This is a genomic window from Enterobacter sp. ECC-249 (assembly GCF_043965265.1).
In the GTDB taxonomy this organism is placed as follows: Bacteria; Pseudomonadota; Gammaproteobacteria; order Enterobacterales; family Enterobacteriaceae; genus Enterobacter; species Enterobacter quasiroggenkampii.
Genome location: NZ_CP143661.1, coordinates 103,031 through 116,484, shown reverse-complemented (window position 1 = coordinate 116,484; position 13,454 = coordinate 103,031). Strand labels below are relative to the sequence as shown.

Sequence of the window (13,454 nt, the reverse complement as noted above, 5' to 3'; positions counted from 1 at the left end):
CACTTCCTGCGCTTATGTTGCACAGAAGGAGTAAGTACGGAATCTCTTGTCTTTTTTCGCGCACGGGTTATACTCCCATACAGAAGCAACAACTTCTGCATGATTTGTTAAGGACCCCGTTAATCTCGCGATGCCGCCAAGTATCTAAGATTATCGGGGTTTTTGCTTTTCTGGGCTTTGCTAACTAACCACCCAGAACCTGCCACCTTCTTCGGCGTGACAACCTAATAAATTCATTTAGAACAATAAGTTCTCCGACTTTATCACCACAACAATGCAGGATCAATTTTTAGGATCTATCCGGCAGCAGGATCAAACATCACCTCTGGAGCGATGCGCTTCTGCGTCTCGTTTTAAGCTTTCGAACAGCTCAAGTGGTACAAGATAAAATGCCGGCGCGCTACGGTTCAGAATAGCAATAGCATCACCCTCTGCTGACTCGACAGTCCCTAACGGATCCCTTTTGAACTCCGTGATACCAGCGACTTTCGTGCAATGTATCGGATGTGCCATAACTCCTCCTGATTTACAGATAGCACCTACGAATTATTGTATCGTAGCATACAATCAGACACTTAAAAGCATCATTAACTAATATTATGATCGCAGATCAAATCCAGTTAAGTGTCGCCTTACATGATATAGTACATCAACACACAGAATATATCTCTAAATTTCAAATACATACGGCTCTTAGTGGATGATGTCTAAACTCGTTTCTTCAAAAAAAAATTCCAACTCGCTCCCCAGGTTTTAAACCTGATATCCAACAGCAGAGAACCGATGACAATCAAGAACGGCAATCTGCAGTATGTAGCGGTAAACCAAGCTTTTCTTCGATTATTAAAACTCCCCAACGATTATCCGATTGTAGGAAAAACGTTGGACCAGCTCCCTACCTCCTTAGCTTACCTCTCACAACGAATACATAAGCAGGAGGAACTCGTTATGGAACATGAAGATAAGTTTTCTTCAATCGTTACGCATCCAATAGGTGAGAGCAACTCCATACATGCCCTATGCTTCGAATCTAGACCCTATTACGACGATGACGGGATCTGCTCAGGAACGATGCTTCAAGTTAGGCCTGTTGATATTTTTGGGCCAGACAGCTTGCTATCGGGAGACGTTCCCAAATCGTTGGTATACAGGGTACCGTCTGAGATATTCACAAATGCTGAATGGGAGGCCATCTTCTTAATCTCTCTAAAATACAGCAGGAAAATGATGTCTCGAATATTAGGAACCTCTCTTAAAGCGGTAGAACACAGAATCAGCCGATGCCTGCAGAAAACCGGGACCTCGTCTGGAGCCGAACTATTAGACTTTTGCAAAAAGAATAACTGGGATGCATATGTTCCCCCTCGTTTTTTAAAGCCTCGGTTTCGACTATTCAGAGCTGCTCCTGATGCGTATCTAGTTGACTCATCACTAAGCAGACAGTAGTCTTCAAAGGTCACAGTAAATCCTGTGATCGGGCGTGAGAACCCGTATCTACACGTGCACATAGACACGCACAAGCGTGTTTTTTTGTGTACTGAACCAGCACATCTTCGTAATGGCGGTTCAGGTAGGGCAACCGTAAGGTTGGCCGGTACCGTGTAGGCCGGTTTCTCACCCCTGCCTGGGCTGCCACCAGAGCGTGAGAACTCCTTGGTAGCCGACATAGTATCTACACGGGAGCTTCATCTATGATGTGCAAGAACCTATCAAAAATTTCTATATCCCCCTTAGCAAATGAACATGCCTTTATAGGCCTAGCTGCTAAAGCTCACCCTCATCAGAAATCCTTCGCCCATACCACATGTCGCGACAAGGTCCATGGGGTTTCTCCCCATTAAAGGGGATGCATATTGCGCGTAAATTTACTACGTATAGATTTGCTAGGGGACTTAACGATGATTAATGAAAACACTATTAACGCCCTGCATAGCGTATTTCCTGAGCTTTCCAGAAAACAGTTAGAAATCGTTACTCTGTATGCTCACGGTAATGCATATGAGACAATCGCTGACATTTGCAATATTTCTGTTGAGACAGTCCGCTCGCATCTGAAGCGAAGTACTAAAGCTCTGAACTTAAAAAGTAACGATGCAATGCGTGCAGTTATATTGTCACGCTCATACTTTTTCATGATTTCATTGATGATCACAAATTAATCAAAAAATGCACCCTTGAGGGTGCATTTTTAGGATTCAGCCTATTTACACTTTACTTCATTATACAGAGAAACAAAAATACGCACAGTTCCTTAAGTATTGCCGCCAATTTTACTTAAGGGACTAACCTACAAGAGCATCCTGAGCCATGAAGGCGCTCGAACTACAGCATGCAAACTTAAGTGTTTGTTAGTAAGACTGTTTCGCCTTCATGGTTGAGTATGTTCGACCCCATTGAACTTGAATTATCCTTTCATGGATCAATTCTGCGCGAAGCGTTCAAAAATGAATATTGAGACTGTATGTAACCAACAATGGTATCTTGCTCTCTATATTACCGGGGGCAAAAACCGCGAGAACTTATTCGACTGGCTACACGACAGGAGAATAACTCCATGGACACCTTTATCCTTAACGCAAATACGGCGTGCGGATGCCCCGCATGTTTTCAGAAAAAGGATCTCGGCCGTTTTCCCAGGATATTTCTTCCTTAAGGCAGATTTCGAATCACAGAAAATAGATATGATTCGGGCGCACTCTGCATTCTGCGACTTTGTGAAATTCGGCAGTAAAATTGCCCCTGTGAATACAAGGGTAGTCGAAGCATTAATGAAGAAATACCCCGACCCGACTCATCACCCTGCTGCAAGAGCTGAACTCGAAGCGGCATCAGATATCTGGCTGACAAAAAGCCAATACAAACGCCTTACGCAGTTAGATAAAACGGATCATCCCATATCCCGGACTGCAATGCTGTTCGATATGATCACCCATGCTGATGCGTGGGGATTTTAAAATGTACTTAACCGAGCCTCTTAAGCTGGTTCAAACCAGTTTTACACCATCCCTTTAGTTTCCCCCGTTCACGGGGGCTTTTTTTCACCGTTTTCCGGCAATGACGTCTGGGCTGGCCCTGCCCAATGAACACCCTCTGTTCCTGTAGCCAGCCTGCTTTCAGGCTTCTTTCATTCTGGCGGAATGAAGGTACAGACGTCATTGCCAGAAACCGGAACCAGAGAGAGACAAACCATGCAATCCACCCAGGAACAGGTCAGCCATCTCTTGTGGTGCATTCTCGTAGCCTTACGTACGGCAGTCGAAAACCATCACATAACCTCAGAGCGTGGCAAACGTAGATTCATCACAGAATGGCTAAGCGGAGCACGAAGAATACCAACATTCAAAGGGATGAGTAGCGAGTTTATGACTATCCGGCAGTTGCTCGAAAACGAACGAAATCGTCCCATTGATGACGTCCTGACTGCGCTCTGGACCAACGCTGTTTCAACCGGGAACTGTGATCTGTTTCGTTTTCGGGCAGTTCTTAATTCACTTCTCGGCCTTGGCTGGAAGCACTGCCTTTGCCCCTGGCCTGAGCAGGTTGTAACTGAAATCATGGAACGCCAGCGAAATCGTAAGAACCACATCCTACAGTTCACCCGTATGGAAGAAGCATTTACCGCGACAGGCTCAATGGCTTCCCCCGTCACGCTTCAACTCCTCCTGAAAAAAAATGAAGATGATGAGGTAGAAAAGTCTTTCTATCTCGATCGTTTCTCTGTTGTCCGTGGCCGCGATATCTCACTACCCAAAGCCACTCTTCGCACACTCTATATCGGACATCACACACTGCCGGAGTCAGCATGGGGTGCCCGTGAAGGCGTCCGCTACGGAGATGTATGGCGCCCTGACCTTCATTAATCTTTTTGCCGAGGCTTAATCATGAAAACGCATACATTGGGCGTGCTATGTTCCCTGCTGGCGTTATATGGCTGCAACGGAGCTACTACTTCAAACCAGGCTCATCACCGTAATGAAATCGGGCAGTATCAGAAAAACGAAACTGCATACATTCCTGTCAGAGCCAGTATTTACGAGCTTTCCACTCCCGTAACGCCTGAACTAAAGGAATTGCTTGAACAGCCAGGTGCAAAAATATCTTTAAGACCGGTCAGCGCTTCACTGGGAGACGAACTCACGGAACTGGTCGCTAAAGGGGACGTCAGACTGCTCTACGATATGTCAGGAGTCACAACCAACAACAAGGCATTACTTTTCTCTGTTTCAAATTACTCCGCTCAACAACACGCAACGACAGGGGAGAAGAAGAAAGAAAATGTCGTGGATGATCTCTCATTAGTGATAACGCCGGCTCTTTCCGCAGACTCTGCATTAATGCAGATGACCGTAGAGCTTTCCCGGACCACTGGCAGCTCAAAAAATGAATATTCCCGTTACGCTATCAACTTCCGACAACTTCTCAGATTAAAAGGTGGACAGAAGCTCAGTGTTGCTCTTCCCCTCAATGACGAAACGAACCGCCTCATTATCATCTCTCAAAAAACATAACCGTCCCGACTCGTCACTTCCTGCTCCCTTTCATACCTGTATTTCACTAACAACTAACTCCGGAGTAAAAAACATGAAACATATTACCCTTGCCGTATTGCCGCTTATCCTGAGCGCCTGCTCATCCTCACAGCCCGATCAGCGTATTGACATTACTCACGGCAAACCAGCCTCTGTCCAAAAAGTGGTTTCTCTCAGGATGGATGCGCCGCTCAGCCAACCTGTTACTTTCGACAACTCAGACAGCGTACGCTATGTAAATTCGGTCACTACGGAAGATGGGAAAATCGTCAGTAAGGAATACCGCACTCTCTCTTATGGAACCACGGTCAGGGCTGTCGTCAGCGATGCAGGGGATGACAAACAACTCGTTTCACTGGCGGTACGACACGCCTGCCATCCCGAATTATCAAAACTCTCAGCTGGCTCAGCCGAGGAAGGGATAGACCTGCCCTCGCAAAATTACATAACTCAACAGCAAAAAATTCTGATAGCGCGCGGAGACGATGTTCTGATCAGCGGTATCGGTTTTGACGCGAACTGTGCTTTTCCACGTATTACCGTTCACCCCACCGAATAACCCCGGGGATCATCATGAAAAAACTTGCCCTGCCCCTGTTAATACCGTCGCTGTTAAGCAGTTGCGCGGGATTTAATAACCGTAACATTGCTCCTGACACACCTGCGCTCGTGTTTGTCGACGGCCAGATCAGCGATAGTGCCGATATCATTACACAGACACAGCGGCGAATTGCGCCTCCGGCGGCCACTCCCGTTCCCGTACGCCAGCCGACATCTGTAGCGGTAACATCGCAGACCTCCCCGCTGCCGCAACCAACAATGATGGCCTCCTCCGCAAAACAAGTCAGCTCAGTGAGCCCCATCATGAATCCAGCGCTGCCGGCACTCACATTTACCGGCACACCAGGTCCCGTTGCCGTTCTGTCATTATCACAGGTGCGTAACCTCACTTTCGAACAGTGGGTCAGGCGCATCATTCCGACTGGCTGGACGCTGAACTATGAGAATGCCCTGCGACCTGTACTGAATACCCGTATCGTCTCGGTCGACACCAATGACCAGTGGACCAGGGTGCTCAACCGTCTGCTGACAGAGCAATCCATCCAGGGTCAGCTGGACTGGGATCGTCATGCCGTCACATTGCAGCGAAAGGGGCAAACCGCTCAGATGACCGTCCCTGCACTGTCCACTGGAAACCTCCCTGCGCCGCCACAGGCGTCTGGCGCGCCGAGAAATCCGTTCAGCGGACCGGAGGTGACCCAACCCATACCGACGGCAGCGGTTAAAACCAGCACATCCTCTGTAACAACAAAACCGATGAAGGCACCAACAGCGGTAGTTAAAGCACAACCAGCCACCGGGGAACCAGTCGCACCTGTGGTTCAGGGTAAAACCTGGCTGGCGCCATCGGGAACGACTCTTCGGGAAATGTTGATGAAATGGGCGCAGGATACCCGCTGTGAATCAGGCGCATCATCGCACTGGACGGTTATCTGGCCAGTATCCGTGACGGATTATCGGCTTGACGCACCACTGACCTTCCGCGGCTCATTTGAAACCATGCTCGGTCAGATGTTCGACCTTTACCGTTCAGCACAGAAACCGCTTTATGCTGAAGCTTCCCGCATGCAGTGCGTGGTATCTGTCACAGACACTCCGGCAGGTCGGTGATGGGCTGGGTCATACTGGCAATCAGCATGATATTTTTCCTGATTGTCGGTGATATAGATTCGCAACAAAATCAGACCAGCCGGACTGCAATACAGACGCAGAGCGGCCAGCTTTATGCCTCCCAGATCCTGACTATCGCCAACCGCGTTAACGACTGGCGTTACAAAACTGGCCAAACGAATGGCACAGTTCCAGTTGACCAGCTGGGTCTTCCCTTTACTCCCGACGCCCGGATCCAGTACCGGTTACTTCAGAGTAGATTGTGGGTCTGGATGCCGGAACAAGCTGGACTCGTTGATGCCTTACGGGCACAGAGTCGCGGTTCGGCACTCATCGGCACCATGAGAAGCGGCCAGTTAATCTGGCTTTCCGGTCTGGCCACCGGGCTCACGGCTCCACAGGGCGTTCCTGAAGGCGCTGTGGTTTACCTCAACTAATCCGGATTTCCCCCATGAAGAAAACCCTTTTGCGGCGCCTGCTGATGGCGTCCTGCTTTGCCATGCTCGCAGGTTGTACCTTCTCTGAAATCAACAAAATGCAGACTAAGGCACAATCTGACGCCACGGTAGCCCGCGCACAGGCACAGCTCCCGCGAACACAACATCAACAACCACTGACCTGGACGGAGCGTCAGTGGATTAATCCGAGTCCTATCCCGGTCGCCGTTCGTGAACGGAACCACCAGGCTCCGTCATGTAATATCACCCAGGCAAAAAATACTATTACGCTACAGGAACTGGCACAACGCATCACCGCGCTGTGTGGAACCCCCGTTATTTTTACTCCTGACGCCCTTGATATCAGCCAGAGCAGCGTCAGTACCGGCGTCACACGCCAGATGAGTGGCACACTACCACCACCTGATGACAGCGGTCGGACGCCACTGGCCAGTCTGGGGGGCGTAACTTCTTTGCCGACTGGAGGAACCAGCCAGCCCCTGAACCTTACCGGACTGATGTGGCAGGGAGACCTGGGCGGACTTCTGGATCTGATGGCCAGCCGTAGCGGTCTCTACTGGCGAATGGATAATGGAACTATCGTGTTCTATCTGATGGAAACCCGGACCTATTCGCTGGCCATGCTGAACACTAAAACGTCCAGCACGTCGAGCGTCAGCTCAGGGACGACCAGCAGTATGGGAGCCACCAGTGGTACAGATAACTCCGCCTCCGGCGAATCCACAACCTCCCAGAGCACAACCACGGGGCAGGAATACGATTTGTATGCTGATCTGCGAAAAGCTGTGGAGTCGATGCTGACCCCGAACAAAGGTCGCTACTGGCTGTCCTCCTCCAGCTCATCACTGATTGTGACAGACACGCCGTCAGTACAGGCCGCTGTGGCCCGTTATGTGAACGAGCAAAATCTCATCATGAACAGACAGGTAGCCCTGAATGTTGAAGTCCTGAGCGTCGGTAACTCACGAAACGAAGATTTCCGGATTGACTGGAACCTGGTGTACAAGTCACTGCACTCTGCTGGCGCCACGCTTAACAACGCGACAGGGGATCTCACTGGTGGTATTTCTGCCGGCGCGTCCATTCTTGATACCGCTACTGGTAATGCCGCGAAGTTTGCTGGCTCCAGCCTTCTGCTGAAAGCATTGTCAGAACAGGGCGATGTCAGCGTCGTCACTTCTCAGTCCAGTACCGTGACTAACCTGACGCCCGTGCCTATTCAGATGGCAGATCAGACGGTCTATGTAGCGCAGTCGGCTACAACGACAACCACCGATGTCGGCGCCACCACAACGCTGACGCCTGGGATGATCACCACCGGTTTCAACATGACCCTGTTACCGTTGATTCAGGAAACAGGTAACGTTCAGCTACAGGTAAACTTCAACCTGTCAGATCCACCGACCATCCGTAACTTCACGTCAAAAGACGGGAACTCTTACATCGAGATGCCATATACCAAACTGCGCTCTCTGAGCCAGAAGGCAAATCTCCGGGCCGGGCAATCGCTGATCCTCACTGGTTTTGATCAGAACAATACCTCCGTCAATAAATCCGGCACCTTTACGCCAGGGAACCCGCTCCTGGGCGGAAGTCAGTCAGGTAAAAACGAACGGACCACTCTGGTCATCGTGATCACACCGACATTCCCGCAAAGTTCCGGAGGCTGAAATGAAGGATGAGGATTACCTGTTTACAATCCGGGATGGAAAATCCCGCAGCCGTTACTGGCTGGCGGGGATGGACTGGGCGCCAACGGAAAGACAAAAATTTCGGCTGCCGCCATTTCAACCAATAAAATCACGTTCCGGAAGAACAGACGGCATCGGCGTCCACACCTCAACAGGACAGTTCAATAAACGGGACACAGGGCAATCAGTCGCTGGGAGTGGCAGATTGCCCGTCCGTCATCGCCGTCACCAGCTCTTTTCGCTGGCACTCGCGTTCTGTGCCAGCACACGAAATGGATACGGCATTTATCGGTTGAGTAGTACCGACTTCGTGTTTCTGGCCAGTATTAATGGTGTGCCTGCCGTCACTGCCGATAAAACAGGGAGTGCGGACAAAATGCAGGGGCTGCTGACACTGTTCCTGAGCATGAACGAACCGCCCCCAGAAGGCTGGGTCTGTCTGGCATCAGTGGAAAACCCCCTTGATGCTAACAGCCTCTTTGCCGGACTATCTGCACGCAGGCGACAGCAATGCCGTGTGCATGTAGATGGACTCCGGAGGCAGCGCTGGTTACTGGCTTGCGCGATACTGCTGCTCAGCACAGGCGCCATTGCCTGGTGGCAGACGGCCACACCACCGGAGGAACCGGTACTCACCGCTGAAGAAATACAGGCCAGGGCGCGCGCAATGTTCGCCAGTCAGGCAAAACCTAAGGTTTTGCCTCATCCCTGGGCACGCGAGGTAACAGCCCAGGCTCTGATTGATGATTGTCAGAGAAAGACCGATCCGGCGCTACATGTTCTGGGGAGCTGGAAACTGGCATCCGGGACCTGTTCTCCTGACGGTATAACCCTTTTGTACCAGATTATGCCCGGTGGCACAGTCGAGGGGTTTCTCGCTCGCAGTCAGGAAGTCTTCGGTGTCACGCCAGTATTCAATCTTAAGGAGGGGGGGCGGGAAGCCCGAATTTCATTACCGCCCCCGGACAGACCACTCAGGGATGAAGCAGTGCCTGACAGTTCATTGCAGCTCATCCGCATCCTATCCTGGTTCCAGCGTCAGCAAATCACACTCAACATCACCGATGTAGCCATGCCTCCAGTCCTGCCGGGGTCGAACGGAGAACCGCCTCCTGTGCAGGACTGGCAGGAATACGCGTTTAGTTTTTCCGCGCCCCTCCCCGCCATCATCTTATTCGACGGTCTGGATGAAACTGGTATCCGACTTACCCGTTTAACATTCGAGCTGAACGGAAGTGCGTTCAGCTATACCACTGAAGGTAAAATTTATGCGTCAGCAAAGTAAATTTCTTCGGCAGGCGACACTCTGGCTCCTGCTGCCAATATTCGGGCCTTTACCCGTTCAGGCCTCTCAGTCCACGAACCAGCAGGTATCACCGCCAGCAGGGAACGTGATACCCGGTGTGACAAAGGGACAGCTTGAACAGCTGCATATCCGAAACGTCATTCTTCAGGCAGAAGTTCAGGGCGCGCAACTGCAGCGCCAGCTTGAGGAAAATCAATCCAGCGTCGGCACTCCTGCCACCGCTCTTCCCGGTGCCTCCTTCGGCGATACTTCACTGCCTGGCCAGCCTGCACGTCCGGTTACTGTGAGTAATCGCCCTGTCGTGCTGGAGATTAACGGCCGCGATAAAAACCTCCGCGCCACACTACAACTGCAATCAGGACTGTCATTGGTCGTATCACCCGGAAGCCGTATTCCAGGAATGGAGAGCACAGTCAAAAGCATTACCTTAGCCGGAGTCACACTCAGCGATGGCACACTGCTTGCCTTTGGGGACTAACCATGAGCGCTATTACTGCAGAATCTCTTCTGCTGTTTGATGACGGTGACAGGAAAGAAATCCTCATTGATACCAACCAGCGAGTCGACCCAGGTGTACAGGCCGCGCTGATGGACTTAATGAACAAACATCCGGGGATCAAACATCGGTTTGTCACTCTCTCAGACTTACGAGAGGCGCGAAAAAAGCAGGAAGCTCAACCTCAGGCCAGCGATAAGACAGGATTAACTCTGGCAGACCTGGATGGAGACAGCAGCCAAAGTGAACAACGGATCCTGAACTATTTTTCAGTGGCCAAAAAGCTCGGTTCCTCAGATATTCACTTTCTCATTTCAGATTCACTCTTCCAGGTCAAAATGCGCGTCCACGGCTATTTGCATGTGGTGGATGAACGTCGGCGGGAGGAAGGTATATCCCTCTGTGCCACCTGTATTCTCTCGATGTCGGATGTGTCAGAAACCAGCTTCTACCCACACCGGGAACAGGATGCACGACTCTCCCCGGCAATGATGCGGAAAATAGGTCTGTTTGGTGCCCGCTACAGTCACCGCCCAACTGGCGATGGGCTGATTGCGGTTATGCGACTTATTCCGGATGACGGTAACAACGTACCTGACTTCCTGCAACTGGGTTATCTACCCGAACAAATCAAGCTGCTTAAACGCATGATTGACCGACCTGAAGGTAAGATCATCCTCTCGGGGCCAACTGGTTCCGGTAAATCCACCACGCTCCGTACCGCCTGCCGTGAATATCTGGATACCAACCCCGGGCAACACCTTCTGACCATCGAAGACCCACTTGAGGGGCAGGTCGTGGGAGCTGTTCAGACGCCAATCATCTGCGACAAATCAGATGAGGAAGCAGTACGTATCGCCTGGGGAAAAGCTATCTCGTCAGCGCTGCGACTGGATCCGGACGCCATTATGGAGGGTGAAATGCGTGACCTTGTCTCGATGCTGGCCACCATTTATGCCGCCCAGACCGGACACCTGGTGATGACAACCCTGCACACAAACTCAGCACTCGGCATCCCGGAGCGTATGGTTACGCTCGGTGTTAACGAAAATCTGTTGTGTGATGCCCAGCTTTTAATCGGATTAATCAGTCAGCGTCTGGTACCCACACTATGTCCGGAATGCCGTATATCCTGGCAGGATAAGGTCAACACCTTAAGTGACGAGGAAAAGAACTGGCTGGAGAAATACTGCAATATTGAAGGCGTCTGCTCGACCGACAGGCTCTATTTCCATAACCCGGACGGGTGTGAAGCATGCACACAGGTAGTGGAGATCAACGGCCAGGTGCGTGGCAAAGTCGGTCAGGGTATCAGGGGACGTACCGTCATTGCCGAGGTTATCGAGACCAATAACCGTCTTTTTAAGCTGCTGAAAACTGACGGCAAGGTTGCGGCTCGCCAGTTCTGGATAAACAACATGCAGGGGATCAGCCGTGTCCGGCACGTTCTGCATAAAATCAACGAGGGGCTGGTCGACCCGCTGATGGCCAACCGGATCATTCCACTCGATGAAGATGAACGTCTGGAGGTGGATGATGCGTGAAATGCACTTCCTGAAACGACTCCGATATAACCTGGTCCGTAAGACGTTCAGCGGTCAGTATCGTGTTCAGTTCTATGATGCGCTGCGGTTTCTGATTGAAAACCGACAGAAACTAAAGCCTTCACTGGAGAAAATGCGCAATGCATGGACGAACTTCGGCCAGAACTGGCATCCCTACGTTGAGCTGACGGACGACTGTATTGATGCGTTAAGGGAAAACAGCGGCGAAAAAACGCTGGAGCGCACCCTCACCCGGTGGCTACCTGCCGCAGAAGCTTCCGTTATAAGCGCCGGCATACGCAGTGAGTCACTTCCACGCTCACTAAGATACGCCTGTGCCCTGACCCACGCGGGTAAGCGTATTCGCGCAGCTGTATGGCAGATGGCCATCTATCCGATTGGTTTTGCCATCATGTTGTCCAGTTCCATCTATGTACTGAATGCCGAACTACTTCCTACGCTGACAGAAATCAGCCCGCCAGAGAACTGGACCGGGGCGCTAGGGTTTCTTTACGGGATCTCAGTGTATTTCAGTGAGTATGGAGTGATAACCGGCATCGCCGCCACCGCTTTAATTATCTGGACGGTCTGGTCACTCCCGCGCTGGCATCGCCCTGACAGGCTTCGTCGTATATTCGACGGGCTGATGCCATGGTCGGTTTATAAGGATATTCAGGGCGCGACCTTCCTGTTGAATATCGGTGCACTGCTACAGTCCGGCGTAAGAACCAAAGACGCGCTGGAGATCCTGCTGGAAACGGCATCCCCCTGGCTTGCTGTGCGTATTGATGCGATTACCGAACATGTGCGTGAAGGTAAACATTTCGGACTGGCCCTGAAGGACTGTGGTTACGATTTTCCGTCGCAGGAAGCGGCCAACTTCCTCTCCCTTTTGCAGGGTGATGGAGACGATGAAATCATCATTAACTACGGACAGCGCTGGCTTGAACAAACCCTGGAGCGCGTAGCAAAGCGCGCTGTTGTAATCCGCGGACTCATGTTCCTGGCAATGATCCTGATGCTTCTGCTTCTGGTCCTTGTCGTTATGGATATTAATGCCCTTAACAGCTCGTCGGGCTCTTTTTAAATGAGGAAACATCATGCAATTTAATTCTGAACCAACTTCTCAGCCATACAAACCAACTAAGGCGCTTTCGCAACACCGCGGCTGGGGCTTCCTGGAGCAGGGCAGCATCGCGCTAATCGTACTGGTCGTCATCGGGATCGTCCTGGCGGGATACTTCGCCCTCAAAAATAACGTCAACGTAGGTAAGGAGTCGTCGAACATTCAGTCGCTCATCACAAGCACCCAGAACATGATGAAAGGAGGAGATGGATACACATTCACTTCCGGTGCCAAAATGATGGGCTCGCTTATCCAGATGAAACTTCAGCCTAAAAGTATGACTGTACGTGGTACCCCCTCTTCCGGCACCGCCACGCTTTATAATGGATGGGGTGGAGCCGTGACACTGTCACCTGTCACAGTCTCCGGGTTCTCAAATGGATTCTCTTTGACCTACGAAATGGTTCCTCAGGGTGCCTGCGTCTCGCTCGTCACAGCACTCAGTCGCGCCAAAATTGCTGATGCGATCACCATCAACTCCACGGCGCACAGTGATGGGGTTGTGACAACTGAAGAAGCCAGCGCGCAATGCACAGCTGACAATGGCAGCACAGGTACCAACAAGCTGATCTTCACGATGAACAGCTAAGGAGACAACATGCGGAGAGAACGCATTCTCTCCTGCCGCCTGGT

14 protein-coding genes are annotated in these 13,454 nt (G+C 51.1%); all 14 read left to right on the top strand.

From position 1 onward, the window contains the following. Positions 1-783: 783 nt before the first annotated feature. The 14 genes from V1587_RS22240 to V1587_RS22175 all read left to right on the top strand — a co-directional run bounded on the left by V1587_RS22240 (position 784) and on the right by V1587_RS22175 (position 13,410). A complete protein-coding gene (locus V1587_RS22240) occupies positions 784-1,446 on the top strand; it encodes a PAS domain-containing protein (RefSeq protein ID WP_022650063.1) in 663 nt (220 codons plus the stop codon). Positions 1,447-1,898: 452 nt separating this feature from the next. Further along, entirely contained in the window at positions 1,899-2,159 is a 261-nt protein-coding gene (locus V1587_RS22235; protein ID WP_022650064.1) for a LuxR C-terminal-related transcriptional regulator, read from the top strand. Between the two features lie 285 nt (positions 2,160-2,444). Next, on the top strand, positions 2,445-2,954 hold the full coding sequence (locus tag V1587_RS22230) for a transcription termination/antitermination NusG family protein (protein ID WP_032623570.1): 510 nt from the start codon (positions 2,445-2,447) through the stop codon (positions 2,952-2,954). Between the two features lie 234 nt (positions 2,955-3,188). Continuing rightward, complete coding sequence (locus V1587_RS22225) at positions 3,189-3,860, top strand: hypothetical protein (protein ID WP_022650066.1); 672 nt, start codon at positions 3,189-3,191, stop codon at positions 3,858-3,860. A gap of 21 nt (positions 3,861-3,881) precedes the next feature. Continuing rightward, positions 3,882-4,508, top strand: a complete 627-nt coding sequence (locus V1587_RS22220; protein ID WP_022650067.1) for a hypothetical protein — start codon at positions 3,882-3,884, stop codon at positions 4,506-4,508. 73 nt (positions 4,509-4,581) lie between these two features. Next, positions 4,582-5,088 (top strand): hypothetical protein, encoded by a 507-nt coding sequence (locus tag V1587_RS22215; protein WP_022650068.1) that lies wholly within the window; start codon positions 4,582-4,584, stop codon positions 5,086-5,088. A 14-nt stretch (positions 5,089-5,102) separates the two neighbouring features. Beyond that, positions 5,103-6,200, top strand: a complete 1,098-nt coding sequence (locus V1587_RS22210) for a toxin co-regulated pilus biosynthesis Q family protein (RefSeq protein ID WP_032623573.1) — start codon at positions 5,103-5,105, stop codon at positions 6,198-6,200. Further along, positions 6,200-6,637 (top strand): type IV pilus biogenesis protein PilM, encoded by a 438-nt coding sequence (pilM, locus tag V1587_RS22205; protein ID WP_022649971.1) that lies wholly within the window; start codon positions 6,200-6,202, stop codon positions 6,635-6,637. The genes V1587_RS22210 and pilM overlap by 1 nt, the downstream gene beginning before the upstream one ends. Before the next feature lie 14 nt (positions 6,638-6,651). Then, the gene (locus V1587_RS22200; RefSeq protein WP_022649972.1) at positions 6,652-8,328 is read left to right on the top strand and encodes a PilN family type IVB pilus formation outer membrane protein; all 1,677 of its coding nucleotides are present in this window, start codon (positions 6,652-6,654) and stop codon (positions 8,326-8,328) included. A gap of 1 nt (position 8,329) precedes the next feature. Then, positions 8,330-9,634 (top strand): type 4b pilus protein PilO2, encoded by a 1,305-nt coding sequence (gene pilO2, locus V1587_RS22195; protein ID WP_022649973.1) that lies wholly within the window; start codon positions 8,330-8,332, stop codon positions 9,632-9,634. Then, positions 9,618-10,133, top strand: a complete 516-nt coding sequence (gene pilP, locus V1587_RS22190; RefSeq protein ID WP_022649974.1) for a type IV pilus biogenesis protein PilP — start codon at positions 9,618-9,620, stop codon at positions 10,131-10,133. Before pilO2 ends, pilP begins: the two co-directional genes overlap by 17 nt. 2 nt (positions 10,134-10,135) lie before the next feature. Next, entirely contained in the window at positions 10,136-11,695 is a 1,560-nt protein-coding gene (locus V1587_RS22185) for a GspE/PulE family protein (RefSeq protein WP_022649975.1), read from the top strand. Next, complete coding sequence (locus V1587_RS22180; RefSeq protein WP_032623575.1) at positions 11,688-12,782, top strand: type II secretion system F family protein; 1,095 nt, start codon at positions 11,688-11,690, stop codon at positions 12,780-12,782. Before V1587_RS22185 ends, V1587_RS22180 begins: the two co-directional genes overlap by 8 nt. Positions 12,783-12,795: 13 nt before the next feature. Further along, positions 12,796-13,410 carry a type 4 pilus major pilin gene (locus tag V1587_RS22175; RefSeq protein ID WP_022649977.1) on the top strand — a complete coding sequence of 205 codons (615 nt, stop codon included), beginning with the start codon at positions 12,796-12,798 and terminating at the stop codon, positions 13,408-13,410. Positions 13,411-13,454 lie beyond the last annotated feature (44 nt).

Coding starts and splice junctions, on each gene's coding strand:
- V1587_RS22210 (WP_032623573.1), top strand. CDS start 5,103: ATGAAAAAACTTGCCCTGCCCCTGTTAATACCGTCGCTGTTAAGCAGT.
- V1587_RS22175 (WP_022649977.1), top strand. CDS start 12,796: ATGCAATTTAATTCTGAACCAACTTCTCAGCCATACAAACCAACTAAG.
- V1587_RS22215 (WP_022650068.1), top strand. CDS start 4,582: ATGAAACATATTACCCTTGCCGTATTGCCGCTTATCCTGAGCGCCTGC.
- V1587_RS22200 (WP_022649972.1), top strand. CDS start 6,652: ATGAAGAAAACCCTTTTGCGGCGCCTGCTGATGGCGTCCTGCTTTGCC.
- pilP (WP_022649974.1), top strand. CDS start 9,618: ATGCGTCAGCAAAGTAAATTTCTTCGGCAGGCGACACTCTGGCTCCTG.
- V1587_RS22185 (WP_022649975.1), top strand. CDS start 10,136: ATGAGCGCTATTACTGCAGAATCTCTTCTGCTGTTTGATGACGGTGAC.
- V1587_RS22180 (WP_032623575.1), top strand. CDS start 11,688: ATGCGTGAAATGCACTTCCTGAAACGACTCCGATATAACCTGGTCCGT.
- V1587_RS22235 (WP_022650064.1), top strand. CDS start 1,899: ATGATTAATGAAAACACTATTAACGCCCTGCATAGCGTATTTCCTGAG.
- V1587_RS22225 (WP_022650066.1), top strand. CDS start 3,189: ATGCAATCCACCCAGGAACAGGTCAGCCATCTCTTGTGGTGCATTCTC.
- V1587_RS22230 (WP_032623570.1), top strand. CDS start 2,445: ATGAATATTGAGACTGTATGTAACCAACAATGGTATCTTGCTCTCTAT.
- V1587_RS22220 (WP_022650067.1), top strand. CDS start 3,882: ATGAAAACGCATACATTGGGCGTGCTATGTTCCCTGCTGGCGTTATAT.
- V1587_RS22240 (WP_022650063.1), top strand. CDS start 784: ATGACAATCAAGAACGGCAATCTGCAGTATGTAGCGGTAAACCAAGCT.
- pilM (WP_022649971.1), top strand. CDS start 6,200: ATGGGCTGGGTCATACTGGCAATCAGCATGATATTTTTCCTGATTGTC.
- pilO2 (WP_022649973.1), top strand. CDS start 8,330: ATGAAGGATGAGGATTACCTGTTTACAATCCGGGATGGAAAATCCCGC.